14 protein-coding genes are annotated in these 26556 nt (G+C 69.1%); 2 read left to right on the forward strand and 12 right to left on the reverse strand.

Annotated elements, in window-relative coordinates; all coding sequences use genetic code 11:
• Positions 1–9 precede the first annotated feature (9 nt).
• The 6 genes from WT60_RS33130 to WT60_RS33155 all read right to left on the reverse strand — a co-directional run bounded on the left by WT60_RS33130 (position 10) and on the right by WT60_RS33155 (position 16272).
• Entirely contained in the window at positions 10–1476 is a 1467-nt protein-coding gene (locus tag WT60_RS33130; RefSeq protein WP_038749023.1) for an FtsX-like permease family protein, read from the reverse strand.
• On the reverse strand, positions 1476–2177 hold the full coding sequence (locus tag WT60_RS33135) for an ABC transporter ATP-binding protein (RefSeq protein WP_038749020.1): 702 nt from the start codon (positions 2175–2177) through the stop codon (positions 1476–1478). Before WT60_RS33135 ends, WT60_RS33130 begins: the two co-directional genes overlap by 1 nt.
• Entirely contained in the window at positions 2177–3637 is a 1461-nt protein-coding gene (locus WT60_RS33140; RefSeq protein ID WP_060356903.1) for an NAD(P)-binding domain-containing protein, read from the reverse strand. Before WT60_RS33140 ends, WT60_RS33135 begins: the two co-directional genes overlap by 1 nt.
• A gap of 32 nt (positions 3638–3669) precedes the next feature.
• On the reverse strand, positions 3670–7797 hold the full coding sequence (locus WT60_RS33145; RefSeq protein WP_060356902.1) for a cytochrome P450: 4128 nt from the start codon (positions 7795–7797) through the stop codon (positions 3670–3672).
• A complete protein-coding gene (locus WT60_RS33150; RefSeq protein WP_060356901.1) occupies positions 7794–14522 on the reverse strand; it encodes an SDR family oxidoreductase in 6729 nt (2242 codons plus the stop codon). Before WT60_RS33150 ends, WT60_RS33145 begins: the two co-directional genes overlap by 4 nt.
• 103 nt (positions 14523–14625) lie before the next feature.
• Entirely contained in the window at positions 14626–16272 is a 1647-nt protein-coding gene (locus WT60_RS33155; protein WP_060356900.1) for an acyltransferase domain-containing protein, read from the reverse strand.
• Between the two features lie 590 nt (positions 16273–16862).
• Between WT60_RS33155 and WT60_RS33160 the strand changes: the two genes are divergently transcribed.
• Together WT60_RS33160 and WT60_RS33165 are read left to right on the forward strand one after the other, a co-directional pair.
• Positions 16863–19496 carry an MMPL family transporter gene (locus tag WT60_RS33160; protein ID WP_059670769.1) on the forward strand — a complete coding sequence of 878 codons (2634 nt, stop codon included), beginning with the start codon at positions 16863–16865 and terminating at the stop codon, positions 19494–19496.
• Between the two features lies 1 nt (position 19497).
• Positions 19498–20472, forward strand: coding sequence for a VacJ family lipoprotein (locus tag WT60_RS33165; protein ID WP_060356899.1), 975 nt, complete (start codon positions 19498–19500; stop codon positions 20470–20472).
• 231 nt (positions 20473–20703) lie between these two features.
• Here the strand turns inward: WT60_RS33165 and WT60_RS33170 are convergent, their stop codons facing one another.
• From WT60_RS33170 to glnH, 6 genes are all read right to left on the reverse strand, one after another.
• Positions 20704–21267, reverse strand: a complete 564-nt coding sequence (locus WT60_RS33170; RefSeq protein WP_059579765.1) for a carboxymuconolactone decarboxylase family protein — start codon at positions 21265–21267, stop codon at positions 20704–20706.
• A gap of 40 nt (positions 21268–21307) precedes the next feature.
• Positions 21308–22651 (reverse strand): aspartate aminotransferase family protein, encoded by a 1344-nt coding sequence (locus WT60_RS33175; RefSeq protein WP_038749000.1) that lies wholly within the window; start codon positions 22649–22651, stop codon positions 21308–21310.
• Positions 22648–23718: a C45 family peptidase gene (locus WT60_RS33180; protein WP_059642860.1), complete on the reverse strand. Its 1071-nt coding sequence runs from the start codon at positions 23716–23718 to the stop codon at positions 22648–22650. Before WT60_RS33180 ends, WT60_RS33175 begins: the two co-directional genes overlap by 4 nt.
• A gap of 12 nt (positions 23719–23730) precedes the next feature.
• Positions 23731–24459, reverse strand: a complete 729-nt coding sequence (glnQ, locus tag WT60_RS33185; RefSeq protein ID WP_038748996.1) for a glutamine ABC transporter ATP-binding protein GlnQ — start codon at positions 24457–24459, stop codon at positions 23731–23733.
• On the reverse strand, positions 24456–25112 hold the full coding sequence (gene glnP / locus WT60_RS33190) for a glutamine ABC transporter permease GlnP (protein ID WP_038748993.1): 657 nt from the start codon (positions 25110–25112) through the stop codon (positions 24456–24458). The genes glnQ and glnP overlap by 4 nt, the downstream gene beginning before the upstream one ends.
• Positions 25113–25176: 64 nt before the next feature.
• Positions 25177–25929 (reverse strand): glutamine ABC transporter substrate-binding protein GlnH, encoded by a 753-nt coding sequence (glnH, locus tag WT60_RS33195; protein WP_038748990.1) that lies wholly within the window; start codon positions 25927–25929, stop codon positions 25177–25179.
• Between the last annotated feature and the right edge of the window lie 627 nt (positions 25930–26556).

Here is a 26556-nt window from a genome sequence, read left to right on the forward strand (position 1 = left end):
TCACGAAACTCATACGTAGCGCAGCGCGTCGACGATCGACAGCCGCGCCGCGTGCCGCGCGGGCAGCCATGCGGACAGCCCGGCGACGAACGCGAGCCCGACGAACGTCAACGCGATGAGGCGCCATTCGCCCCACACGCGCACCGTCAGCGCGACCGAATCGATCCGCGCGGGCGGCGTCCACGCGAGCCCGCTGTGATTCACCGCTGCCGCGAGACCGAGCGCGACGAGCACGCCGACCGACGCGCCGACGATGCCGAGCAGCGCGCCTTCGCAGACGAACAGCGCCTGGATGCCGCCGCGGCGCACGCCCATCGAGCGCAGCGTGCCGATCTCGACGGTCCGCTCGAGGATCGCCGTGCTCATCGTGTTGCTGACCACGAACAGCACGATCGCGCCGATCAGCACGAACACGAAGCCGAAGATCATCGAGAACATGCGGTTCGTCTGGTCATAGAACGGATTGAGCGCGGCGAAATCGAGCATGTCGAGCGGCTGGCCTTCGAAGCGGCCGCCGAACAGCTGGTCGATCCGCGCGCGCGCGGCGGGCAGTTGCGCGGTGTGCTTGAACTGGATCTCGATCGCCGTCACGCGCGGCGCGTCGCCGCCGTAGACGAGCCGCTGCGCGCGCGGCAGATGCATCGCGAGATAAACGTCGTCGAGCTCCTTCACGCCCTGCTGCTCGGCCTTGACCACCGTGAAGCCGCCGACGTTCGGCGCGCCGTAGGCGTTCGCCGCGAGCACCTCGATGTGCGTCGCGCCCGCGCCGTCGCTCTTTCGCTCGCGCTTTTGCGCGTCCGCCTCGGCCGCGGCGAGCGCGAGCACGTCGGCGGGCGCGTCGGCCGCGGCGGGCGCGGATGCATCGGACGTCGCCGCGTCGGGCGTCGCCACGCCGGACGCGGCCGTTGCAGCCCCCTTCGCGATGCCGCCGTCGCCGCAATCGGGCACGCGCAGCGGCCCGCATAGATGCAGCACGCGCGCGACGCCGTGCCCGACGATCGCCGCATCGGGCACGGTGCCGACGAGCGGATACGGCTTCGGCGTCAATGGAAAGCCGTAGTCGTTCCACTGCTGCATCCGGTCTTGCTCGTCGGCGATCGCGCCCTGCGCGAGCACCGTGCGCGACACGCCCGCTTCGAAGTTTCCGGCTATCCCGCCGAACTGCAGCGTCGGCGTGATCACCGCGATCATCGGCGCGAGCACCGGATCGTCGCGCAGCTGCGCGATCAGCCGCTCGTAGCCGCCGATCCCGTACGCGACCGGGTTGCCGCTGCCGTACTGGAAATAGCCGTGCCGCTGGATCTGCAAGTGCCCGCTGCGCCGCACGAAATCCGTCTGCAATCCGAACGTGATGTCCTTGCTGAAGCCGCCGAACAGCAGGATCGCGCAGACGCCGACGATCATCGCGAGCAGCGTCGTGATCGAGCGCCGCCGGTTTCGCTGCAGATTGCGCAGCGCCAACATGAAGGTATGCATCAGCTCTGCGCCTCCTGCGCGACGCGGCGGCGATCGACGATGCGCCCGTCGCGAATCTGCACGACGTCGTCGGCCGCATCCAGCACCTGCGGATCGTGCGACGACACGATGAACGACACGCCGCTCTCGCGCTGCATCTTGTGCATCAACGCGATGATCGCCTGGCCCGTGACGCTGTCGAGGTTCGCGGTCGGCTCGTCGGCGAGCACGAGCGACGGCCCCGCCGCGAGCGCGCGCGCGATCGCGACGCGCTGCCGCTGGCCGCCCGACAGCTGGCTCGGCCGGTGCGCGCCCTTGCCGCTCAAGCCGACGGCATCGAGCAGATACGCGACGCGCTCCGCGCGCTCGCGTGCAGGCGTGCGCGCCATCAGCAGCGGATATTCGACGTTCTCGTACGCGGACAGCACCGGCAGCAGGTTGAACGACTGAAACACGTGGCCCACCTGTCTCGCGCGGAAATCCGACAGCGCATCGTCGGACAACGTCGCGGTGTCCTGCCCCGCCACGCTCACGCGCCCCGCGTCCGGCCGGTCGATGCAGCCGATCATGTTGAGCAGCGTCGTCTTGCCGCTGCCGGACGGGCCGCTCAGCACGGTGAAGCGATTCGCGTCGATGTCGATCGACACGCCGGCGAGGCCGGTCACTTTCACGCTGTCGAGCAAGTAGGTCTTGCTGACGTTCTCGACGCGCACGATCGGCATCACGCGTCCCCCGCCTGCACGCGCGCGGCGGCTTGCGCCGGAGGCGAAGCCGAAGCCGCGACGGCCACGGGCCGCGCCTGCCGCGACGCGACGCGCGAATCGGGCAGCGAGCGAATCAGCCGCTTCAGTTGCAGCCGGTACGCGAAATGCTCGACTTCGATCACGTGCCGCTGCGTAGCGCTGAAATGAATTCCGCCGTTCCAGTTCGAGCGGTCGCGGCCGGTCAGCCGGTCGATCCGCGCGGCTTTGCGCGGCGCCGCATCGCGCGCGCGCAGGTAGCGCGCGACGAGCTGCGCCTGATAATCCATCAGCGGCCAGTTGCCGGTCGACGTCTGGAACAGGCCGATGAAGAACAGGTTCGGATGCGCGCGATCGAAGATGTTCAGGTACAGGCGCGGCTGCATCTTGTCCCATTGAAGATACGACTGGTCGAGAAACGGGAAGCTCAGCTGGAAGCCCGTTGCGTAGACGATCGCGTCGATCTGTTCCTCGCTGCCGTCCGAGAACGCCACGCGGTCGCCCTTCAGCTCGACGACGTCCGGCTTCGCGGCGAGATCGCCGTGCCCGAGGTGATAGAACAGCGTCGAATTGATGATGAAGTGCGCCTCGAACAGCTTGTGGTCCGGCTTCGGCAGCCCGTAGTCTTCCGGCTGGCCGGCCGTCGTCAGACGCAAGAGCCGTTCGCCGAACAAGCGCCGCGCCCACAGCGGCAGGCGCAGCTTCAGCGGCCACTCGGCCCAGCGATCCGCAGGAATCCCAAACAGGAATTTCGGCCAGTAGAAGTAGCCGCGCCGCGTGCTGTGAAACACCGCGCTCGCGTGATGGGCCGCCTCGACCGCGATGTCGCAGCCCGAATTGCCCGCGCCGACGACGAGCACGCGCTTGTCCTTCAGCACGTCGGGCGTCTTGTACAGCGCCGAATGCAGCTGCAGCCCGTCGAAGCGGCCCGGATAATCCGGCACCTGCGGCTTCGACAGATGGCCGTTGCAGACGAATACGCCTTTGTAGTGGCGCACGTCGTGGCCGTCGAGCTCGACGCGCCACAAGCCGCCTTCCGCGAGCGGCGCGACTTCCAGCACGGTCCGGTTGAACTCCGCGTGCTCGTAGACGCCGAAGCGGCGCGCGTAGTCGCGCAGATACGCGAGCGCCTGATCGCCGCGCGCGTACGTCGGGTAATCGGCCGGCATCGGGTAATCCGTGTATTCGGAGAACTCGCGCGAGCTGATCATGTGCACCGATTTGTAGATCGCGCTGCACGGCTTGCCGTAGTACCAGGTGCCGCCGATGTCGTCCTCGCGCTCGATCAGATCGAACGCGATGCCATGTTCGCGCAGGTTCTTCGCCGTCGCGATGCCGGCCGCGCCGCCGCCGATGATGCAATAGCGGCCGCTGCAATCCCGGTGCGCCGACGTCGCTGCCGCTGCCGTGCTCGGTTCCGTCGTCGTGTTCGTCGTCGTCATCGTTGTCGTTCCTTCACTTGTACGGTCGCGCATCATGCCGTCAGCGGATCGGCAAGCGCGCCTGTTTCGGACTGCGTCGCATGTGCGGCGTCGGCATCGGCGCCGACGCGCGTGTCGTCGACACGCAGCAGCACGTAGCCGCGCGCGTCGAGCACCGCGAAGCGGCCGGTCGCGTACTCGACGACGCTGTCTGCCGACGACGCCGGCAGACGCGCGAGCTTCGCGCCGCCGATCCGCCACACGGCCGGCGCGTCGGGCTGCGCGGCGCCCCATTCGGCGAGCAGCACGCGCAGCACGTGCTCGACGTGATTGACGGGCAGGCGCAGTTCGAGCGGAAACGGCAGCGCCCAGAGGCTCAACACGGCGGCGGGCGGCACGCGGCCGATCCGCACGATGCCGGCCGACGCGTCGTCGGGCACGCTCCAGTCGCCCGCCGGCAGCAGCTCGCCGTTCCACGCGGCATGCGGCGCGCTCGTGAGCCGCGCGGGCTCCGGCGTCGTGCCGGGCGGGCGCGCATACGCGGCGCCGATCTGCTCCGGCTGCGGCCGATAGACGAGCGTCATGCTGAGCAGCTCGGCGCGCGTGCGCGCGTCGCTGCAGCGCACGTCGACACACCAGACGTCGCCGATCATGTAGCCGGCCGCCTCGCTGCCGATCTCGACGGGCTCGCCGCCGCCGGACACGTCGGGCAGCGCGTCGAGACGCAACACGACGTTCGTCATCTCGCTCAGGTCGCGCGGCTCGCCCGTCGGCGGCATCACCCAGTCGCCGACCGCGCACGCGTGCTCGAGCACGAGCGACGCGGGCAGCACCGCGCGGCCGTTGAAGCGGAACGCGTGCGCGTACGGCGCGACGGCGGGATCGATCGCATAGCGGCCCTCGAAACGCTTGAACGGCCGAAAGCGCAGCGGCTCGCCGACGTGATGCCGGCGCGTGACGAGCTCGCCGATGTTCGGCAGCTCGCGAATCGGCTGGAATCCCTTGATCTGCACGGGCGTCGGCGCGCGGCCGACCGCGCCCATGAACATCACCTCGCCGCTGCCCGGCGACGCGAGCTCGCGCAGCCAGTGGCGCACGCCCTCGTCGACGTTCATCGGCGTGATGTAGCGCTGCGTGACCGCGAAGTTCGTGATCATCCCGACGCCTTCCCACGTCGGCCACACGAGCGTCTTCACGCCGCACGCGGGCGAAAGCGCGTGCTTGGCCGCCCACAGGCCCAGGCGCGCGAGCGCCTCGTTCGCGGCCGCATAGTCGGTCTCGCCCGTCATCCCGCCCCAGCGGCCCGTCAGCGAGCCGACGTTGCAGAACTGCACGAGCCGCGGCCGCGCGCGGACCGCATCGCACAGATTCGCGAAGCCGAGCACCTTGGTGCGGACCGTGTGCGCGAAATCGTCGGCGCGCTTCTGGATCAGCCGCACCGGCTGGTCGACGCCCGCGTTGTGGATCACCATCCGCAGCGAATCGCCGAGCTCGTCGCACAGCGCGCGCACGGCCGCGCGGTCGGTCACGTCGCATACGCGGTAATGCACCGCCAGACCGAGCGCGGCCATCTCGTCGAGCGCCGCCTTCAGCTCGCGCCGCCGCTTCAGGCGCTGCAGCGTCGCGCGGATCGACTTCGGCGGATTGTCGGGCGTCGCCGCGCGCAGCTGTTCGAGGCCGTATCGCTTGAAGCCTTCGTCGTCGAGCGCCATCCATGGCTCGCTGCCGTCGGGCGGCGCCTCGCGCCCCGTGACGATCACCGCGCAGCCGTGGCGTTCGGCCAGCGCACGCGCGCACAGCAGGCCGATCCCGCGCGCGCCGCCCGAGAACAGCACGGTGTCGCCGGGCGCGAGCGCCGTTTGCGCGTCGACGGCGAGCGGCGGCAGTTCGTTGCGCTTCGCGTGCAACGTGTAGCGCACGCCGTTGCGATAGCCGACCTCGAACAGGCCCCAGCGATACAGCTCGTTGACGACGTGCCGGTCGACGCGGCCCGTCTCGTCGGGCGCGATGTCGAGCACGCGCACGTTGCAGTTCGGCAGCTCCTGCGGCAGCGTCTTCGCGAGCCCCGCCCACAGGCCGCCGAGCGGCTGCGCGCCGGCGTCGCCGCCGTAGCCCATCTGCCCGTCCATCCACGTGAGCGCGACATAGAAGAGCCGCGACGTGTCGTCCTCCGCCGCCCAGTCGCCGTAGCATGCCTTCAGCAGCTCGACCGTGCGGCGCATCGGCGCTTCCCATGCGCTCGCGTCGTCGAGCGCGAACGGCGTTTCGAGCCCGAGATCGACGATGCCGTCGAGCGGCCCCGCTTCGTTGACGAAGGTTCGCGCGGCTTCCGCGTGATCGGCGCTCGCGGCGGGCGCGAACACCGATACCTTCGCGCAGGTCCGCGCGAGCGCGGCCGCGACGCGCTCGACCGTGCCGCCGCGCCCGTTGACGAGCGCGATCCGCTTGCCGCTCAACGCGGGCGACGGCTCGTCGGGCACCGCATCGACGGGCACCGGCTTCCACGTGAAGCGCCACGCGGGCACGCCGCGCGCATTCGCGTCGGCGGCCGCGTCGTGCGGCGCCGCCGCGGGCGCGATAGCCAGCGACAGCCGCGCGGCATCGGCAGGCTGCCCGGCCGCCGCATGCTCATGCTCCGCGGCGACGGCCGCGCCGCCCGCAGGCGCGCAGGCGAGCGCGCCCGCCTCCGCCGCCGCGGCGGCGGCCGCGTTCGCGCCGATCTCGTGCGCCGCCGTCATCGGACACGCGGCGCCCGTCGGTTCGACCGAATCGCCGAGCGGCCGCAGCGCGCGCGCCGATTCGTGCTCGCGCACGCGCGCGAGATGGCTCTGCTGCCGCTCGCGCGGCTTCACGATCAGACGAATGCCGTGCACCGGCCGCAGCGAGATCGTCGCGCCGAGTTCGATCGGATGGCCTGGCAGCACGTTCAGATCGAAGTGCTGCGCGACCACCGCGACGAGCACGCGCATCTGCAAGAGCGCGGTCTGAAAGCCGATGCACTTGCGCATCCCGCCGCCGAACGGGAAATAGACGAAGCGATGGCGCGCCGGCGCGTCGCTCGCGAAGTTCTCCGGATCGAACGCGTCGGGATTGCGCCAGAACGCCGGATGGCGATGCGTGACGTACGGCGACATGAACACCGACGTGCGCGCCGGAATCCGGTAGCCGCCGATCTCGTCGTCCTCGACGAGATCGCGCGTGAAGCCCCAGATCGGCGGATAGACGCGCAGCGCCTCGTCGACGACCTGCGACAGGTACGGCAATTGTTCGAAGTCCTGCATGGTCGGCGCGCGTCCGCCGAGGCGCGCGTCGAGCTCGTCGCGCAGCTGGCGCAGCACGGCCGGATGCTGCGCGAGCGCGTACAGCGCCCACGCCAGGCCCGCGCCCGTCGTCTCGTGCCCCGCGAGGAACACGGTCATCACTTCGTCGTGCACCTCCTGCTGCGTCATCGGCGCGCCGGTGTCGGGATCGCGCGCGTTCAGCAGCAGCGAGATCACGTCGCTCGGCTCGCAGCGTTCTTCGCGGTGATCGGCGATGATCTTCGCGACGATCGTGTCGATCGCGCGGCGCGCGTGCGCGATCCGACGATTGAAGCGCGTCGGCGCCCAGCGCGGGACGAAGTCGTTCATGTTGCCCTGCGGCATCATCGCTTCGATGCCGAAGCGCACCGCCGGGCCGACCGCCTCCGCGTGCGACGACACGTCGGTGTTGAACACCATCAGCCCGAGCATCCTCAGGCTCAGATGCATCATCTCCTCGACGACGTCGACCGACTTGCCGGGCGGCAGCGCGCTCCAGCGATTCGCGAGCGCGAGCGCGGCGTCGCCGACCGCGGCCGTGTGCGCATCGACCTGCTTCTTGTGGAAGAGCGGCTGCACCGCGCGCCGATGGCGGCGCCAGAATTCGCCGTCCGTCGTCAGCAGCCCGTCGCCGAAAAACATCTTGAAGTTGTCGTAGAAACGCCCGCGCACGTAGTTGCGATGGTTCTCCTGCAGCACATACTGGATGTGGTCCGGATGCGCGAGCGCATGCGTGACGAACGGTCCGAGCCGGTTGCGCGCGACGTCGCCGTACTGCTGATGCAGGCGCAGCAGCATCGTGATCGGATTGCGCTTGTACGCGGCGAGGTTGCCCATCACGAGGCTGCCGCGCGGCCCCGGCGCCTGGCGGTGCTTGCTCATGCCGTCTCCCGCTCGGTTGCGAGGCGCGCGGCGAGCGCGTCGACCTCGCCCTTCGTCGCGTACGCGCCCGTCGTCCGGTGCACATAGCCGATCACGACGCCTGACACGTCGCTCATCTCCATCAGCATGCGGCCGTCGGGCCGCACCGCGGCGAAGCGGTTGCCGCCGTGCGCGCCCTCGAGCGCGAATGCGCGGGGCGTCGCGTACAAATCGATCCGCTCGTAGCGGCGCGCGAGCTCGCAGTCGTTGCCGCTTTCGTACAGTTCGATCCTGCCGATCGACACCGGCGCGGCGAGCGGAATGTAGTCGTCCGCCACGTAATTCAGCACCGCGACGCGCGCGAGGCCGTCGAGCATGATGCTCGGGACGATGAAACGCGAGAACACCGGATCGTCGGCGGCGACGTTCAGCTGGTAGCGCGCGACCTTGCCCGACGCGGTGACGCCGGTATCCGCGGTCGACACGAACATGCCCGTCAGGCGCACGGGCGCCGATTCGAAATGATACGGATCGGCGACCGGCGTGCGCGGCTCGTCCGGCCGCATCGGCCAGGCGGGCGCGCTCGCGTGGCGCGGCGCGACGAGCGCCTTGATCTCGAAGTGCAGCTTGTCCTGCACGAGCACCTGGCCGTTCGGCGCGAGCACGTCGCCCGTGATGCGCACCTGCACGACCGCCGCGTCGCCTTCGCGGCCGACAACCTGCGCGTGGATGCGCTTCGTGCTCGGCCGCTGCGCGTCGTACACGCGCAGGAAGTGGCGGAACGCGGCGTCGCGGAAGCCGACGACGCGCAGGCCCGGCAGCAGCTTCATCGCCGCCTCGGCCGCGAGCTCGGGCACGAACGTGCCGGGCAGCGTCGCGAAGCGGTTCACGACGTGGTGCTGCAAATACGCGTCGGTGCGCAGATCGAAGATGCGCTCGAACGTCACGCTGTCGCTCGTGCGGCGCACTTCGCGGCCGAGATAGAAATCGTGGCTCGGCGGCTGCGCGATGCGCTCGCGCGGCGGCGGCGTCGGATGCGATTGCGGCGACGGCCAAGCCGCGTGCCCCGCATGTGCGGCGACGACGGCTTGCGCGTCGGCCGCGCCGCTCGCCGATTGCACGGGCCGCTGCGTTGACGCGGCGCGCACGGATGCGGGCGGCGCATCGAAGAACGTCGGCAGATGCGTCTCGATCGCGCGCCGCTCGGCCGCGCCGAGATGCACGGAGCTCGCCGCGCGCTCGGTCAGATTGATCTCGCGCAGGAAGTGATGAATGCCCTCGTTGGTCCGCATGCTCGTGAAGAGCCCGCTCTTTTCGAGGAACGCGCGCGTGACGGGATTCGCGCCGAGACCGACCGAGCGCCACAGCGTCCAGCCGATCGTGAACTCATCGCGCGCGAGCGCCGCGCGATGGTAGGCGGCCTGCGTGTTGAGGAAATCGTTGCCCGATGCGTAATCGGTCTCGCCCGCCTGGCCCGTCAGGCCGATGAACGAGCCGAAGTTGCACCACGCGCGCGGTTGCGCGGCGCCGAACGCGTCGCGCACGTTCCAGTAGCCGCGAATCTTGATGTCGCGCACCGCGACGAAATCGTCGAACGATTTCACGTTGACCGACGCGGAGCGGTTCAGGCCCGCCGCGTTGACGACGAGATCGATCGGCTGGCCCGCCGCCGCGATCCGGCCGACCGCCTCGCGCACGCTGCCTGCGTCGAGTACGTCGGCGCGCAGGTAGAACACCTTGTTCGGACCGCAGTACGACTTCATCACGTCGATGTTGCGGCGCGCGGCGCGCGCCTCGACCTGGCGCTCGAACGCCTTGATGATCGCGGGCAGCGGCAAATGCGGATGGCGCGCTTTCTGCTCGCGGATGTAGTCGGGGCGACGGCGCGCGAACGCCTCGTCGCTGCCCGAGAACACGTCGGGGCCGTATGCGTCGAGCGCGCTGCTGCCGATCAGATGGATCGTCGGCTGGAAGTGCTCGGCAACCGCCTTCATCAGCTCCGCGGTGATCCCGCGCGCGCCGCCGAACGCAACGACGACCGAGTCGGGCCCGAGCCGCGCGAAACCGTCGGCGGGCAGCTCGCCCGCGTCGCGCGTCACGCGCGGCGTCAGGCGCCGGCCGCCGCACAGCGCGACGACGGGCAGCAGATGCTGCGCGCCGCTCTCGCGCTCGGCGCGCGCGACGCCGTGCCGGATGTCCGCGTCGTCCGTCAGCACGGCGAGCGAGCGCGCATGCGGCAGCTCGATCGCGAGCGCCTTCACGAGGCCCGTGAACATGCCCGCGTCCGGATGCAGCACGTCGTCCTTCACCGCGTCGAGCAGCAGCGCGATGAACGAGCCCTGCTGCGCGACGCCGTCGTAGCACTGCTTGAGCGCGAGGAACGCGAGGTCGTGCAGCTTCAGCCGCTCGGGCGCAGGCGCGGACGAGCGGTCCGGCGCGAGCGCGCCCGCGCGCAGCGACGTCAGCAGCCGCACGTGGCGCGTGCCCGCCGGAATCAGCCCTTGCAACGCGGCTTCGCCGAGCGTATCGACGACGACGAGCCGCGCGCGCGCGAACGCCGTCGCGCGCGTCGACAGCACGAGCAGATCGGCGGGCAGCATGCCGATGCCGTCGAGCAGCTCGGGCGCGTCGGTCACGACGACGCTGCCCGCGGGCAGATACGCGATCGCGCCCGCGCCCGCGTGCCACGGCGTCTCCTGCAGATCGATCCGATAGCGGGCGACGCCGAGCGGCTCGCCGTCGGCGGCGACATCGGTTGCCTTCAGCGTCGAGGGAATCGGCACGCGCTTGTCGGCCGACGCGCCGGCAATCGGCTCGGCCGTCGCGACGGCCACCGGCGGCTCCGCGTGCACGGTCGTTGCGAGCGGCGCGACGAGATGCGCCGGCGGCGCCGACGCAACGGCGGGCGTCGACGACGGTTCCGAAAGGTGAGAAGAAACGGGAGCCGGCGATGTCGATGTCGATGTCGATGTCGATGTCGATGTCGATGTCGGCACCGGCACCGGCACCGAAGTCGACAAGCCGCTCGCATCCGCAGCGTCGCGTGCGCGTACGCCGTCGCCGCTCACCGGCGGCGCGTTGCGATCGACGCGCAGGCCGAAGCGCACCCGATCGCGATCGTTGCCGAACGCGATCGACGCGGCGTCCTCGCGGCCGACGAGCGCGCGCAGCACCGCGAGCGCGCCGTCGGCGCCCGCGTACGTGACTGCGCGGCCTTGCGCATCGCGCGGCGCGAGCGCCGCTGCGGCGGCGTCCGCGAACTCGCGGCCGCTCTCGATCCACGCGAGCGCCGGCAGCCCGGCTGCGTCGGCCTGCGCCTTCGTCGTCACCGCGAACAGCACGATCCCCTCGGCGAGCGGCCGGTCGAACGCCGGCTGCACTTCGTCGGCCGAATTGCCGTTGATGCCGCCGACGATCACCATGTCGAGCTCGCCGCTTCTCAGGAAGCGCGACGCGACCTCGAACGCGGCGAGCGTCGATGCGTGCCCGGCGTCGACCGTCATGTTCATCCCGTGCAGATCGTGATAATTCGCGACGCGCGCGGGAATCACGTTCGGCATCATGCCGGGAAACGAATTCTCGGTCGTCGGCGGCACGAGGCGCTTCGTGTGCTCCGCGACGCGCGCGAGCGCATCGTCAAGCGGCGCGCGCGATGCGTCGTCGAAGCTCGCGCGCACGGCGGTCGCGATGTCGTCGAGATAGCAGCGGCTCGCGTACAGCGCGGCGTTGCGCGTCGGCCCCATGTGGCCCATCACGACGCCGATCGTGTTCGCATGCCCGCTCCAGTAGTCGCGCAGCTGCTCGCGCATGTCGTGCGCGGCGTCGAGCGCCATCAGCTGGCAACGATCGAGCGCGCGCAGCACCGCGGGCGGCATCCGCACGCGGTCGAAACTCGGCAGCGGATAGGTGAGGCCGAAACTCGCGCCGGGCGCCGCGCCCGCGCCGTTCAGCCACGCGGCGATCGCGTCGCGGCCGTCGAGCCCGGGAAATTTCGCGGACCAGCCGACGATCGCGAGCGGCTCGCGATTGACGCGCGCGGCAGGCATGGACGCGCCCAGGTCCGGCCGGTATTCGCAGACGATCAGATGGCCGTTCGTGCCGCCGAAGCCGAAGCCCGACACGGCGGCGACGCGCGCCGCATCGGCCTTGCGCGGCCAGTCGACCGCGCGCGTCGGAATCGTGAAGCCGCTCGCGCCGATGTCGAATTCCCGCGGCGGCTCGGAGAACCGATGCTGCGGCGGAATGCGGCCGTGCTCGAGCGCAAGCAGCACCTGGATCAGCGACACGACGCCCGCCGCCCAGCCGGTGTGACCGACGAGCGACTTGTTCGACGTCACGTACACCGGACGGTCGCGCTTGAGCATGTCGCGCAGGCTCTGGAATTCGGCGAGGTCGCCCGCGGGCGTGCCCGTCGCGTGCGCGACGACCCAGTCGACCGCGGCCTTCGGCACGTCGGTCTGCCGATACGCGCGCTCGATCGCGATGCTCTGACCGGCCGAGTTCGGCGCGTAGATCGCCTTGCCCTTGCCGTCCGACGATGAACCGAACGCCTTCAGCACGCCGAGCACGCGGTCGCCGTCGGCGAGCGCGCGCTTCAGGCGCTTGAGGATCACGACGCCCGCGCCGTCGGCGAACAGCACGCCGTCGCACGCCTTGTCGAGCGGCCGCACTTCGCCGCTCTTCGACAGCCCGTGCAGCTTCGAGAACAGGATCGAGCCGCGCGGCGCGAGCGCGAACGCGCCGCCGCACGCGACGACGTCGTGCTTGCCGGCGAGCAGGCTCTTGATGCCGAGATCGACCGAATAGAGCGACGACGAGCACGCGGTGTCGACCATCATGTACTCGGCGTCGTCGGGCAGCACGCCGCGCATCGCGTTCAGGCCGACGCGATGCGGAAAATACTCGGACAACTCGCCCGTGCCGCGCGCATAGCGCGCGCGCAGCACCGCGTCGATCTGCGCGATGCGGCTCTCGCGCTCGTCGGGTGACGCGCCGGTTTCGTCGAGCGCGTCGCGCAGCCGCGCGCGCATCGCCGCGAGCACCATCCCTTCTTCGAGATGCTGGCTGCCGTCGGCCGTGTAACCGACGAGGAACGAGGTTCGGTCGCCCGCGCGCACGCGCACGCCGTCGAGCGCCTGGCGCAGCGAATGGCGCAGCCACAGCGTCGTCAGCTCGTCGGGCGCGGCGGCCGCTTCGATTTCGGCGCGCAGGCGCGCCTCGGGCTCGAAGCGCTCGATGAACACCGAGCGCGACTGGTAGCTCTTGTCTTCCGCCGACGAGTCCGGCGAATAGAACGATCGGTAATCCCAACGATCGGGCGGCACGTTGCCGAACAGCTCGGGGCCGTTCAGCAGCGCCTGCCAGAATGCTTCCGGGTCGCTCGCGCCGGGCAGCGCGACGCCCATGCCGACTACGGCGATGTCGTCGGCTTCGGTGTCGTCGGCTTCGGTGTCGTCGGATGCGCGTTCGGCATGCGGCGCGTCGATCTCGCCGGCCGGCGTCGCGGGACGAACGCCGTTCGCGTCCGCGACGTTCGCGTCAGCAAACGCGTGCGATGCCGCGACGGCGAAAGACGACGGCGCGTCGATGCCTGCGCCCGCCTGAGCCGAAGCCGGGCTCGAAACCCGCGGCAACGCGGAACCCGTCGACGATGCCGAAACGTCGGCGCGCCCGCCGGACGCCGATGCGCTCGGCTCGACCGGCGCATGCGCCGAAGCGGAATCGTTCGACGGCGCGCTCGCACGCTCGCTCGCGACGTTCCGCGCAATCGCCGACACCGCCGCCGCACCGGCAGCGCCAACGCCGGCCATCGCCGCCGTCGCGACGCCGACATCCGCAACGTGCGACGCAACCGGCGCAGCCGCCGCACCGACGCTCGCCCGGCTCGCAAACGCGGCCGCCGACGGCGCGGCGTCGCCACCCTGCCCGCCGCCCTGCACGCCGTTCGCCGCGCCGCTCCATTCGCGCCGCGGCGACAGCGCCTCGCTGCACAGCGACAGCCCGCCGTCGGCGACGATCACCTGCCCCGTGATCCAGCGCGCCGCATCCGACGCGAGGAACAGCACGACGTCCGCGAGATCCTCGGCGGTCGCGAGGCGGCCGAGCGGCGTCGCCGCGATGCTCGAGCGCTTCGTGTTGTCGGGGTCGGGAAACTGCGCGGCCACGTCGCCGTCGATCAGCGTCGACGACGCCCCGTTCACGCGAATGCCGAGGCTCGCGTACTCGACCGCCAGATAGCGCGTCAGCGATTCGAGCGCGGCCTTCGCCGTGCCGACGACGAGATAGTTCGCCGGCACGAGCGTCGAGCCGACCGACGACACGTTGACGATCGCGCCGCCGCCCGCGCGCGCCATCAGCCGCGCGGCGCGGCGCGCGCACCAGAACGCGCCCTTCAGATTGGTGTCGAGCGCACGGTCGAAGTGCGCGGCCTCGATGTCGTCGACGGGCAACAGCGCGCCCGACGCCGCGTTGTTGACGAGAATGTCGAGCTTGCCGTACTTCGCTTCGATTTCGTCGAACATCCGCTCGACCTGCGCCGGCTGCGCGACGGACGCGCGCACGACGTCGACAGTCGCGCCCAGCGCGCGCAGCTCGGCCGCGGTCTCTTTCGACGCGTCGAGCGAATGAAAGAAATTGACGATGACGTGCGCGCCTTCTTCGGCAAAGCGGCGGCAGATCGCCTTGCCGACATTCTTTGCCCCGCCCGTCACCAGAACCCGTTTCCCCAACAGATAGGAATTCGACATAAATCGCAGTGGTCAGGATTACCAAACATTCGGACGAGACTCTCCGTCTGATCCGGCCCTCTCCTCTCGTTCTTCTCGTGGCGCGCGGTGCGTGTGCGGCGCTTCAGCTCGTGACGAGCGCCGCCGCCTGGCCCTGATGCTCGTAGACGAAATCGACGATCTGGCCCATCGCCTTGAAATCGCCGGCGCGGAAATTCGCCGGCAGCGGCGGCAGCCCGTAGCGGGCGCTGATCCGCTGAATGATCTCCGTCTGCTTGACCGAATCGATGCCGAGCTCCGCTTCGAGCTCGACAGTCTCGGTAAACACTTCGACCGGGTATTCCATCGCCTCCGCATAGATCGCGACGAGCTCGGCGAAGAGCCGATCGCGCGGCACGCGCGCGGCCGGCGCGTCGGCGGGTTCGGCGCCCGCGCCGGGCGCGGCCGGCGCTTGCATGACCGGCGCGGCATGCGCTGCATGCGCAACGGGCGCGGCCGGCGCCGCGGGTGCGACAGCCGGCGTGGCCTGCGTAACGGGCGCAGCAGGCGCAGTGGGCACAGCGGGCGCAGCCGACGCAACCGGCGCAACCGGCGCGAAACCGGCCGCGGCGCCGCGAGCAGTCACGATGTGCGGCGCGGGCGTCGCCTGCAGCCCCCGCGCGTCGAAGAAGCGCTTGAGCTCGCCCTTGATCTTCTCGACGATCCCCGGACCGCTGTTGCGCCAGAACTCGTCGAAATCGAGTTGCAGATTGCTTGCGCGAATGTCGTCGTTCATGACACTACCCCCATTGAAATATGCGAGAACGTTCTCCAGGCCGCCGAGTTCGCCTCCCACGCTCGACGCGCCCGAAAAGGTCTTGATGGCGCCGGGCCCCAGCGCGCGCACCGCGATCCTGCTGAGCGCGTTCAGCGCCCCGCACTCGACGAGCGCGCCGATGCCGGCGGCTTTCAGTCTTGCGACCCCATCTCCGAACCGGACCGGCAGCACCAGGTGGCGCGCGAGACACGCGCCGAGATCGTCGGCCGCCGCGTAATAGCGATTCAATATCGGCGAATAAACCGGATATTCGAGCGCTTTATTTTTATAAGCTTTCAGACGCCGTCCAAATTCGATGCGCACATTTTCCAGATCGTCATGATGAAATGCGTAAGGCGAATTTAATATTTGCGCGGAGATATTGTTTCGCGCGCAATAGGCCGTGAATTCGTCGACATATTCGCGCGCACCCGACACGACCGTCTGCGACGAATGATTTTCGACTGCGATCTGCACGCGCCCCGGGCGCCATTGCGGCGCGCCGCGAAAGCACGCGGCGAGGTGCGCGCGCACCGCGTCGGGCGATGCGCCGACGGCCGCCATCCGGCCGTCGGCGGGCGCCGCTTCGCGCAGCGCGTCGATGCGGTCGCAGACGATGTCCGCGCCCTGCTCGAACGAGAACGCGCCGGCGCACGCGAGCGCGGCGACCTCGCCGAAGCTGTGCCCGACGAGCACGTCGGGCCGCACGCCGCGCGCGCGCAGCGCTTCGAAGTACGAAACGGACGTCGCGTAGATCGCGAGCTGCAGCAGGTCCGGCGCGTATTGCAGGAGATCCTCCACGCCGATGTGCTCGTCCCACACGGTCGCGAGCAGCGGGCGGCGCAGCCGCCGCACGGAAACGGCGTCGATGGCTTGCATGGCCCGCTGTACCACGGGGTACGCGCCGCTCAACGCCCGCGTCGCGCCCGCATAGAATGCGCCTTGCCCGGGAAACAGAAATGCAACTTGCGCCATGTGATTGCCTTTACCCACCACCAATGCCAAACGGCCCGATGTCGATCGGTCGAGAATCTGTCTCCCCAGCCTCCTGCCGTCCATTTATTCGATTACGCATCGCGGGGCGATATGCAATCCTTAAATCCATTAATGCATTGGCGTAAAGTAACATACGTGCTTACACACCTATGTTCGCCAAACTACACATCTTCTGTGCCCATTTACGCATCGAATATGCATGGCGCCGCGTCGCGCGGGCCCGATCTTAAAGTCAGATTCACGACAATATTTGTTAAAAATCTTGAATTAACCGACTGAAAATCGATATTCGCGCGCGGCACTCCAGATTGGCGGCCGTCGCGAACGAATCGGTGCGATTGCGGGCGGGCGCACGCGCGGAATTCCCGCGTTTCCCTCTGCCCGCATTCGCATCGCGCTCCGGCCCCGGCCCGCGTTCGATATGTCCCCGCCTTTTTTCCGCCGCATTCCAACCCCGGTTCGCAACAATCCGGCGGGATTCGCACGCGCCCGAACCTAGCCGACTCTCAAACCCGCGCGCCGGTATACTTGGCTACTTTGCCTTTTCGCAGCCCCCAACCCGCCGCCTCATGCTGACTTCCGTCCTCGTCCGACTCGTCGCCTGGTCGGTGCGGCGCCCGATCTGGGTCGTCGTGCTGTCGCTTGTCGCCGCCGCGCTCAGCGGCGTGTACGTCGCGCACCATTTCAAGATCAACACTGACATCAGCAAGCTCGTCGAGAACGACCCGCAATGGGCCGCGCTCGGCAACGCGATCGACGATGCGTTCCCGCAGCGCAGCCAGACGATCCTCGCCGTCGTCGAGGCGCCCGCGCCCGAATTCGCGACCGCCGCGGCCGACGCGCTCGCCGAGGGCCTGCGCCGCGAAACCGAGGCGGGCCGCATCGGCCAGGTGTCGGAGCCCGCGGGCGGGCCGCTCTTCGAGCACAACGGGCTGCTGTTCCTGCCCGAGCAGGACGTCGCGACGACGACCGCGCAGCTCGCGAGCGCGCGGCCGCTCGTCAACGTGCTCGCGAAGGACCCGAGCATCGCGGGCCTCGCGACGACGCTGTCGACGACGCTCGGCGTGCCGCTGCAGTCGGGCCAGGTCAAGCTCTCGGGGATGGCGAAGCTGCTGTCGCGCAGCGCGGCGACGGTCGACGACGTGCTCGCCGGCAAGCCGGCCGCGTTCTCGTGGCGCGCGCTCGTCGATGCAGACGCCGCCCGCGCACCCGCGCGCGCGTTCGTCACCGTGCAGCCGGTCGTCAACTACGGCGCGCTGAAGGCGGGCGAGCAGGCGTCGCGGACGATCCGCGCGACCGCGCGGGCGCTCGAGCTCGACAAGCGCTTCGGCGCCGCCGTGCGGCTGACGGGCGAGCAGCCGCTCGCCGACGAGGAATTCGCGTCGGTGCAGGACGGCGCGCTCGTCAACGGCATCGCGACGCTGGCGATCGTGCTCGTGATCCTGTGGATCGCGCTGCGCTCGAAGCGAATGATCGCGGCGGTGTTCGTCACGCTGTTCGTCGGCCTCGTCGTCACGGCCGCGCTCGGGCTGATGATGGTCGGCTCGCTGAACATGATCTCGGTCGCGTTCATGGTGCTGTTCGTCGGCCTCGGCGTCGATTTCGCGATCCAGTACGGCGTCAAGTATCGCGAGGAACGCCACCGCTATCCGAATCTCGATCACGCGCTCGTCGGCGCCGCGCACGCGATGGGCATGCCGCTCACGCTCGCGACGGCGGCCGTCGCCGCGAGCTTCTTCTCGTTCCTGCCGACCGCGTATCGCGGCGTGTCGGAGCTCGGCCTGATCGCGGGCGTCGGGATGTTCGTCGCGCTCTTCACGACGCTCACGCTCCTGCCCGCGCTGCTCAGGCTGTTCGCGCCGCCCGGCGAGCGCAAGCCGCCGGGCTTTCCGCGCCTCGCGCCCGTCGACGATTATCTCGACCACCATCGCAAGCCGATCCTGATCGGCACGCTCGCCGTCGTGATCGGCGCGCTGCCGCTGCTCGCGCATCTGCGCTTCGATTTCAACCCGCTGCATCTGAAGGACCCGAGCAGCGAATCGATGGCGACGCTGCTCGCACTGAAGGATTCGCCGGAAGCGTCGGTCAACGACGTGTCGATGCTCGCGCCGTCGCTCGCGGCCGCCGACGCCGCCGCGAAGCGGCTCGACGCGCTGCCCGAGGTCGGCCGCACGACGACGCTGTCGACGTTCATCCCCGACGCACAGCCGCAAAAGCTCGCGACGATCGCGGCGGCCGCGCGCGACCTGCTGCCCGCGCTCACGCAACCGGCCGCGGCGCCCGCTTCGGACGCGCAGCGCGTCGCGGCATTGAAGCGCGCGTCGAACCTGCTCGAATATGCGTCCGAGGATTACCCGGGCCCGGGCGCGGCGGCCGCGAAGCATCTGTCCGAATCGCTCGCGAAGCTCGCCGCCGCCGACGCCGCGACGCGCGACCGCGCGGAGCACGCGTTCTCCGCGCCGCTGCGGATCGCGCTGAACCAGCTCGCGATGCTCTTGCAGCCGTCGGAGATCACGCGCGAGAACCTGCCGCCGCAGATCGCGCGCGACTGGATCGCGCCGGGCGGCCGCGCGCTCGTGCAGATCTCGCCGAAGGTGCCCAAGGGCGTCGATCCCGGCGACGACGCGATGCTGCGCCGTTTCGCGAAGGCCGTGAAGGCGGCGGAGCCGGGCGCGATCGGCGGCCCGATCTCGATCCTGCATTCGGCGGACACGATCATCCGCGCATTCCTGCAGGCGGCCGCGCTGTCCGTCATATCGATCACGGCGCTGCTGTGGATCACGCTGCGCCGCTTCGGCGACGTGCTGCGCACGCTCGTGCCGCTCCTCGTGTCGGGCGTCGTGACGCTCGAGCTGTGCGTGCTGTTCGGCATGCCGCTGAATTTCGCGAACATCATCGCGCTGCCGCTGATGCTCGGCGTCGGCGTCGCGTTCAAGGTGTATTTCGTGATGGCGTGGCGCGCGGGCCAGACGGGCCTGCTGCAGTCGAGCCTCACGCACGCGGTGCTGTTCAGCGCCGCGACGACGGCCACCGCGTTCGGCAGCCTGTGGCTGTCGCATCATCCGGGCACGGCGAGCATGGGGCGGCTGCTCGCGCTCGCGCTGTCGTGCACGCTGATCGGCGCCGTCGTCTTCCAGCCCGTGCTGATGGGCAAGCCGCGCACGAAGCGTGTGACGAATCAATCGCAAGGAATCGATGAATAAAATGCGAATTACCGCGTCGGCGCTCGCCGTCTGCCTGCTTGCAAGCGGCTGCGCGACCGGCCCCAACCGGCACCCGGGCGATCCGCTCGAGCCGATGAACCGCGCCGTCTTCAAGTTCAACGACGCGGTCGACTCGACGATCGCCGTGCCGATCGCGAAGGGCTATCAAAAAGTGACGCCCACGCCGCTGCGCACGGCGATCAGCAATTTCTTCTCGAACCTCGGCGATCTCGGCAACATCGCGAACAACCTGCTGCAGCTCCGGATCACGGATGCAACGGAGGACGTGATGCGCGTCGCGATGAACTCGTTGTTCGGCGTCGCCGGGCTGATCGACGTCGCGACGCTCGCCGGGCTGCCGAAGCATCACCAGGACTTCGGCCTTACGCTCGCGCGCTGGGGCGTGCCGGCGGGCCCGTATCTCGTGCTGCCGATCTTCGGGCCGAGCTCGATCCGCGACGGCGTCGGCCGAGCGGTGGACGTCCGCTTCAATCTGCTCAACTACATCGAGCCCGCCGCGCGCAATCCAATGTATATCGCGCAGTTCATCAGCGCGCGCTCGGATCTGCTCGGCGCGACCGACCTGCTGCAGCAGGCGGCGCTCGACAAATACTCGTTCGTGCGCGACGCGTACGTGCAGCAGCGCCGCTCGCTCACGTATCACGGCAAGAGCGAGGAAGATTCGCTGCCGAACTACAACGAACCGGGCGGCGAGGGCGCGGGCGGCAACGCGCCGGGCGGCTTGCCGCAGTACGAGGACCCGGGCGAGGGCGCGGGCGGCATGCCGTCCGGCGGCGCGCAAGGCGGCGCACGCGAGCCGGCCGGGCTGCCGCGGTATCAGGACCCGGGCGACGCGGGTGCAAGCGGCGCGGCGCCGGCTGCGGCATCCGCAACGGCTCCCACGCCCGCATCGGCGGCTGCGCCGGCGGAGCCTGCATCCGCGCCCGCCGCGAACGCCTCGCCGAAGACGAACTGACGCTCGCGCTGCGCAACGACACGGCGGCCGCGTCGAATCCGAAACGGCCGCCGTTGTCTTATCCGGATCAGGCTCGCGCGCGCGCCGCACCATGTCCTTCGCGCTTCGTCTTTCCGCCGATCAGCCGGCGAGCGGCAACGCCGTGCGCCCATCGATCTTCGGCCTTCGGCCGTCACACGAACCGAACGCGGCGCGCGCATTGTCCGCCTCATCGGCACTTCTTCCCGCCGCTCACTCCGCGAACGGCAGCACCGTCTGCCCGTCCGCGCGCATCGCGAACACGTTCAGCGTCATCGCGACAAGCGCGTAGTAGCCGAGCAGCGCGACGAGATTCACGACCACCTGATGCCCGAAACGCGCAACCGCCTCGTCGTATGTCGCATCGCACACGCGCTTCGTCTCGTATAGCTCGGTCGCGAAGCGGAAGATCAATGCGTCGTCCGCTTCGTCGAACGCCGGAGCCGTGCAGGTGCGGATCGCTTCGGCAACCGCGGCGGGCACGCCTGCTTCGAGCGCGATCGGATGATGGATGTGCCATTCCGCCTGCGAGCGCCAGCGCGCCGCCGTCACGAGGATCGCGAGCTCGGACAGCCGCAGCGGCAGCCCCGTTCGATACCGGCAGAACGCGCCCAGCCGCTGCGCGTGCTGCGCGAGCTCGGGGCTCGCGATCCAGCCGAGAAACGGCCCGTTCAGGTTGCCGCGCGGCCCGCTCAGGATTTCGTCGAGCACTGCCTTCTGCTCGTCGGTTGCAGTCTCGCGGTGGAATTCAGGAAGCCTCATCTTCGCTTTCGTCATGTCGGTTCATTGGGACCGTGCAAACGCACGCAATCACGCATCAGCGCGCCGCCGCACCGATCGACGCGAGCGCCGCGTCGATCGCGTCGCCGAGCCGCTCGACGATCGTGTCGATCTGCGGCGCGGTGCAGATGAACGGCGGCGCGAGCAGGATATGATCGCCGAAATTGCCGTCGACGGTGCCGCCCATCGGATACACCATCAGCCCGCGCTGCATCGCCTCGCGCTTCACGAGCGCATGCAGCTTCAGCTTCGGATCGAACGGCGCTTTGGTGTCGCGCTCGCGCACGAGCTCGACGCCGACGAACAGCCCGCGCCCGCGCACGTCGCCGATGTGCGGATGATCGGCCTGGCGCTCGCGCAGCCGCGCGCGCAATTGCTCGCCGCGCGCCTTCACGTTGTCGAGCAAGCGATCCTCGGCGATCACGCGTTGCACTTCGAGCGCCGCCGCGCATGCGCTCGCGTGGCCGATGTACGTGTGGCCGTGCTGAAAGAAGCCCGAGCCGTCGACGATCGTCCGGTAGATCGCGTCGCTCACGAGCGTCGCGCCGATCGGCTGATAGCCCGCGCCGAGCCCCTTCGCGATCGTCAGGATGTCCGGCGCGACGCCGTCCTCTTCGCACGCGAACAGGTAGCCGGTGCGCCCCATCCCCGACATGATCTCGTCGAGAATCAGCAGGACACCGTACTTGTCGCACACCGCGCGGATCTTGCGGAAATATTCGCGCACGGGCGGCACCGCGCCCGCCGTCGCGCCGACGACCGTCTCCGCGACGAACGCCGCGACCGTGTCCGGCCCGAGTTCGAGAATCTTGCTTTCAAGCTCGTCGGCGAGACGCTGCGCGAATGCCTCTTCGGTTTCGTCCGCGCGCTGCTCGCGATACGCGTAGCACGGGCTCACGTGATGCGCTTCGATCAAGAGCGGCAGGAACGGCTCGCGCCGCCATGCGTTGCCGCCTATTGCGAGCGCGCCGAGCGTGTTGCCGTGATAGCTCTGCCGGCGCGCGATGAAGTGCCGGCGCGCGGGCTCGCCCCGCTCGACGAAGTACTGGCGCGCGAGCTTCAGCGCGGCTTCGATCGCCTCCGACCCGCCCGACACGAAATACACATGCTCGAGCCCGGCGGGCGCGGCCGCGACGAGCCTGTCCGCGAGCTCCTCGGCCGGCTGCGTCGTGAAGAACGACGTGTGTGCGTACGGCAGTTGCTGCGCCTGCCGCTTGATCGCGTCGATCACGCGCTGGTTGCCGTGCCCGAGGCACGACACGGCAGCGCCGCCGCATGCGTCGATGTAGCGCTTGCCCGTCGAATCGATGATCTCGATGCCGTCGCCCGCGATCGCGACCGGCAGGTTCGCGCGCGGCGCGCGATGAAATACGGTGGTCATGCGTGTCCTTGTCCGTGTCGAAGCGCCGAAGGACGCTGCGGGTCCCGCGGCACGAATTGCTGAAAGCGCACCGAGCCTTGCTCGCGCACCTCGAACGCGACGCCGTCGTCGCCGATCGAGAACAGCGCGGTCGCGAGCGTGTTCTCGTCGTCCGGATCGCGTGGATCGTCGCGATAGATCGGCAGGCCGTCGCCCGCGCGATCGGCAAGCACGCGCCACAGCGCGGACGCGTCGGCCGCGCCGCCGAGCGGCGGCAGCAACTGAGCGAGCCGCGCCTGCCGATCGGCGGACGACGCGGTGACGATCTGCGCTTCGCCGTCGCAGCCCGGATGGATCAGATGGTTCGCGTGGCCGTACACGCCGTCGACGTCGAGCGTCGACGTGCGCGCGACGCTCGCCTCGACGCTGACGACGCGCGCGTCGCCCGCGCAGCCGAGCGTGTGATGGAAGCCGCTCGCGCGCGGCGTATCGCGCAGCACGCGCAGCGCGCCGTCGAGCGACACCGCGTCGAGCACCGCGCGCGCGAGGATCATTCGCGGCACGCCCGCCGCCGGGCGGCGGATGCGCACGTTGTTGATCGTCTGCACGAGCCCCGCACGATTCACCGCGAACGTATGGCCCGGCAGCGAGCCCGGATAGTAGAAGCTGACGAAGCCCGGCTTGCCGTCGGGCCGCACGTCGACGAGCCTGCATTTGCCGCGCAGATGCGGATCGCCGTCCTCGTTGTGCGCGATCATCCGCTCGCGCGGCGTGCGCACCGCGAGCGTCGTGCAGCCGTCCGGCGCGTTGTGGATCAGCTCGCCGCGGCAGTTCCAGACGAACACGTCTTCCGCACGCCAGCCGAGCCCGGCCGCGATCCCGTCGAGTTCGGCGACGAGCGCCGGAAACGCCGCCTCGGCCGCACGGCGCAGCTCGGCGACGAACGGATGGCCGCGCCAGCGCGCCACTGCGCGCCACGCGCTGCTCTGCGAGAAATACGCGTCCATCGCCGGCCGCGCGAGCTCGCCGAGCTGCCGGCCGATGTCATGCGGCGAACCCGTCACGACGGCGGGCGTGAGAAACTTCATCGGTTGTCCTGATCACGAAACGTGTTTGAGAAATTCCCTCAGGCGCGGCGTCGGCGGTTGATCGATCAGCGTCTTCGGATCGCCGTCCTCGGCGATGCCGCCCTGGTCCATGAACAGCAGGCGCGTGCCGACCTGCTTCGCGAAGCCGATCTCGTGCGTGACGACGATCATCGTCATGCCCTCGTTCGCGAGATCGCGCATCACCTTCAGCACTTCGTGGCGCAGCTCGGGATCGAGCGCCGACGTCGGCTCGTCGAACAGCATCAGCTTCGGCTTGATCGCGAGCGCGCGCGCGATCGCGACGCGCTGCTGCTGGCCGCCCGACAGCTCGGACGGATAGTGGTTCGCGCGCGCCTCGAGGCCGACTTTCGCGAGCAGCGCCACCGCCTGATCGCGCGCCTGCGCGCGCGACGCGCCGCGCACCTGGATCGGCCCGAACATCACGTTCTCGAGCGCGGTCATCTGCGGAAACAGATTGAACTGCTGAAACACCATGCCGGCTTCGAGCCGGATGTTGTGGATCACCGCGGCCTTGCCCTTCACGCTCTGCCCGTCGACGAGCAGATCGCCGCCCGTGATCTTCTCGAGCGCGTTGATGCAGCGAAGCATCGTCGACTTGCCCGAGCCCGACGGCCCAACGACGACCACGACCTCGCCCGCGTCGATGCGCAGGTTGATGTCCTTCAGCACCGGCACGTGGCCGAAGCTTTTCGACACGCTGCGGAATTCGACCATGCTCATAGGATACGCATCCTTTTCTCGACGAAGCGAAGCGTGAGCGTCATCACGCCGGTAAGCACGAGATAGATCGCGGCGACCGCGGTCCAGATCTCGACCGCCTGGAAGTTGCCGGCGATGATCTCCTGCCCCTTGCGCGTCAGTTCGCCGACACCGATCACGATGAACAGCGACGTATCCTTCAGGCTGACGATGCACTGATTGCCGAGCGGCGGAATGAGCCGCCGGAACGCGAGCGGCCCGACGATCTTCACGAGCACGCGCGGCATCGGCAATCCCATCGCGAGCCCGGCTTCCGTCAATCCTTTAGGAATGGAAAGCAGTGCGCCGCGCACGACTTCGGCGAGATACGCGCCGGAGTTCAGCGTGATCGCGACGACCGCGGCCGTCAGCCCGTCGATTCGAATGTGCGCGAGCAGCGGCAGCGCGAAATAGAGGAACATCACCTGCACGACGATCGGCGTGCCGCGGATCAGTTCGATGTATACCTGCGCGAGCACGTTCAGCGCGGCGGGGCCGTACGCGCGAAACATGCCCGCGATCATGCCGACGAGAAAACCGCCCGCCAGCCCGAAGAACGCGATGAAAACCGTGAGCCGCACGCCGTCCATCAAGTCCGGCAATGCAGCCCATATCGCTGACCAGTCGAATTGCACATCCAGCTCCCGATTGAGTTCCGATCGACGCGGCGCGGCGCGCCGCGCCGGCGCGATTCATCGCTTAGGATTTCGGCGGCTCGGAGCCGAACCACTTCTTGTAGATCTTCGCGTAGCGGCCATCGGCCTTCATCTTCGCGAGCTCCGCGTTGACCTTCGCGACGAGCGGGCTGCCCTTCGGGAAGCCGATCCCGTACTTGTCGCCGCTCACCGGCGTGCCCGCGACCTTCACGTGCCCCTTGCCCTCGTTGTTCACGAAGAACAGCACGTTCGGCGTGTCGTGCATCGCGGCGTCGACGCGGCCCGCCTCCAGCGCGAGATACGCCTGATCGATGTTCGGGAACTGGCGGATTTCCTTCGGCTTCAGGTGCGCCTTGATCCAGTCGATCGTCGCGGTGCCCGTCTTCGCGGCGATCACCTTGCCGTTCAGATCGTCGATCGACTTGATCGTCGTGTTGCCCGTCTGGACCATCGCGGCGAGGCCGCTGTCATAGTACGGATCGGAGAAGTCGATCGCCTTCTTGCGCTCCTCCTTGATCGTCATTCCGGACAGCGCGACGTCGATGTTCTGCGTCTGCAGCGCCGGGATCAGGCCGGCGAAGTCCATCGGCTGGATCTTGTAGGCCCAGCCCGCGTCCTTCGCGATCTCGGCCCACAGATCGAGGTCGAAGCCGACGTACTTGTCGCCCTGCTTGAACTCGAACGGCATGAACGAAGTATCGGTGCCGACGACGAGCTCCTTCGCATGCGCGCTCGCGAGGCTCGCGCCGGCAAGCGCAACCGCGACGACTGTCTTGATGAACGAACGGCGTCCCATGATTTCTCTTCTCCGCAGTGAGTGGCGATGCCCCGATCCGATCGGGGATTGGCGACGAACACCAGCCGCACCGCAACACGCGATGTCGTGATTGTAAATCGTGCAACATGTGTTGTCACGACGGATGCTAAGCCGCCAAAAAAGAATGCAACAGGAATTTGCGTCGCGAGAAACCCTAGGTTTGCGGGGAGGCTGGCTGGCTCGGCAGGAAGAGCGGGCCGATGGCCGGGCGCGCCCGCCGATGCGCGCGCGGGACCGGGGGATTCGGGTCGGGATCGGGGTCGGAGCGATTTGGCTCAGCGTAGGCGGCGCAACGGCGCGGCAAGCACGAGCAGCCGCACATGGAACATGAGGCCGCGGAGGCGGCCCGCCGTGCCGACGATGACGGATGGCCATGAGGGTACGGATCGCTCGTTGCGGCCTCGGAATTCAGATCGAATGGGAAGACGAAAAGCGCGAGACGGAAGACGGAAGACGGGAGACGGGAGACGGGAGACGGAAAGCGGAAAGCGGAAAGCGGAAAGCGGAAAGCGGAAAGCGGAAAGCGGAAAGCGGAAAGCGGAAAGCGGAAAGCGGCAGCCTAAACTCGACATCGCCGCCGTGCCAAGCGAAATCGACGCCGAGACG

The organism is Burkholderia sp. MSMB617WGS (assembly GCF_001532025.2).
In the GTDB taxonomy this organism is placed as follows: domain Bacteria; phylum Pseudomonadota; class Gammaproteobacteria; order Burkholderiales; family Burkholderiaceae; genus Burkholderia; species Burkholderia savannae.

Coding starts and splice junctions, on each gene's coding strand:
- WT60_RS33130 (WP_038749023.1), bottom strand. CDS start 1,476: ATGCATACCTTCATGTTGGCGCTGCGCAATCTGCAGCGAAACCGGCGG.
- WT60_RS33135 (WP_038749020.1), bottom strand. CDS start 2,177: ATGCCGATCGTGCGCGTCGAGAACGTCAGCAAGACCTACTTGCTCGAC.
- WT60_RS33140 (WP_060356903.1), bottom strand. CDS start 3,637: ATGACGACGACGAACACGACGACGGAACCGAGCACGGCAGCGGCAGCG.
- WT60_RS33145 (WP_060356902.1), bottom strand. CDS start 7,797: ATGAGCAAGCACCGCCAGGCGCCGGGGCCGCGCGGCAGCCTCGTGATG.
- WT60_RS33150 (WP_060356901.1), bottom strand. CDS start 14,522: ATGTCGAATTCCTATCTGTTGGGGAAACGGGTTCTGGTGACGGGCGGG.
- WT60_RS33155 (WP_060356900.1), bottom strand. CDS start 16,272: ATGGCGCAAGTTGCATTTCTGTTTCCCGGGCAAGGCGCATTCTATGCG.
- WT60_RS33160 (WP_059670769.1), top strand. CDS start 16,863: ATGCTGACTTCCGTCCTCGTCCGACTCGTCGCCTGGTCGGTGCGGCGC.
- WT60_RS33165 (WP_060356899.1), top strand. CDS start 19,498: ATGCGAATTACCGCGTCGGCGCTCGCCGTCTGCCTGCTTGCAAGCGGC.
- WT60_RS33170 (WP_059579765.1), bottom strand. CDS start 21,267: ATGACGAAAGCGAAGATGAGGCTTCCTGAATTCCACCGCGAGACTGCA.
- WT60_RS33175 (WP_038749000.1), bottom strand. CDS start 22,651: ATGACCACCGTATTTCATCGCGCGCCGCGCGCGAACCTGCCGGTCGCG.
- WT60_RS33180 (WP_059642860.1), bottom strand. CDS start 23,718: ATGAAGTTTCTCACGCCCGCCGTCGTGACGGGTTCGCCGCATGACATC.
- glnQ (WP_038748996.1), bottom strand. CDS start 24,459: ATGAGCATGGTCGAATTCCGCAGCGTGTCGAAAAGCTTCGGCCACGTG.
- glnH (WP_038748990.1), bottom strand. CDS start 25,929: ATGGGACGCCGTTCGTTCATCAAGACAGTCGTCGCGGTTGCGCTTGCC.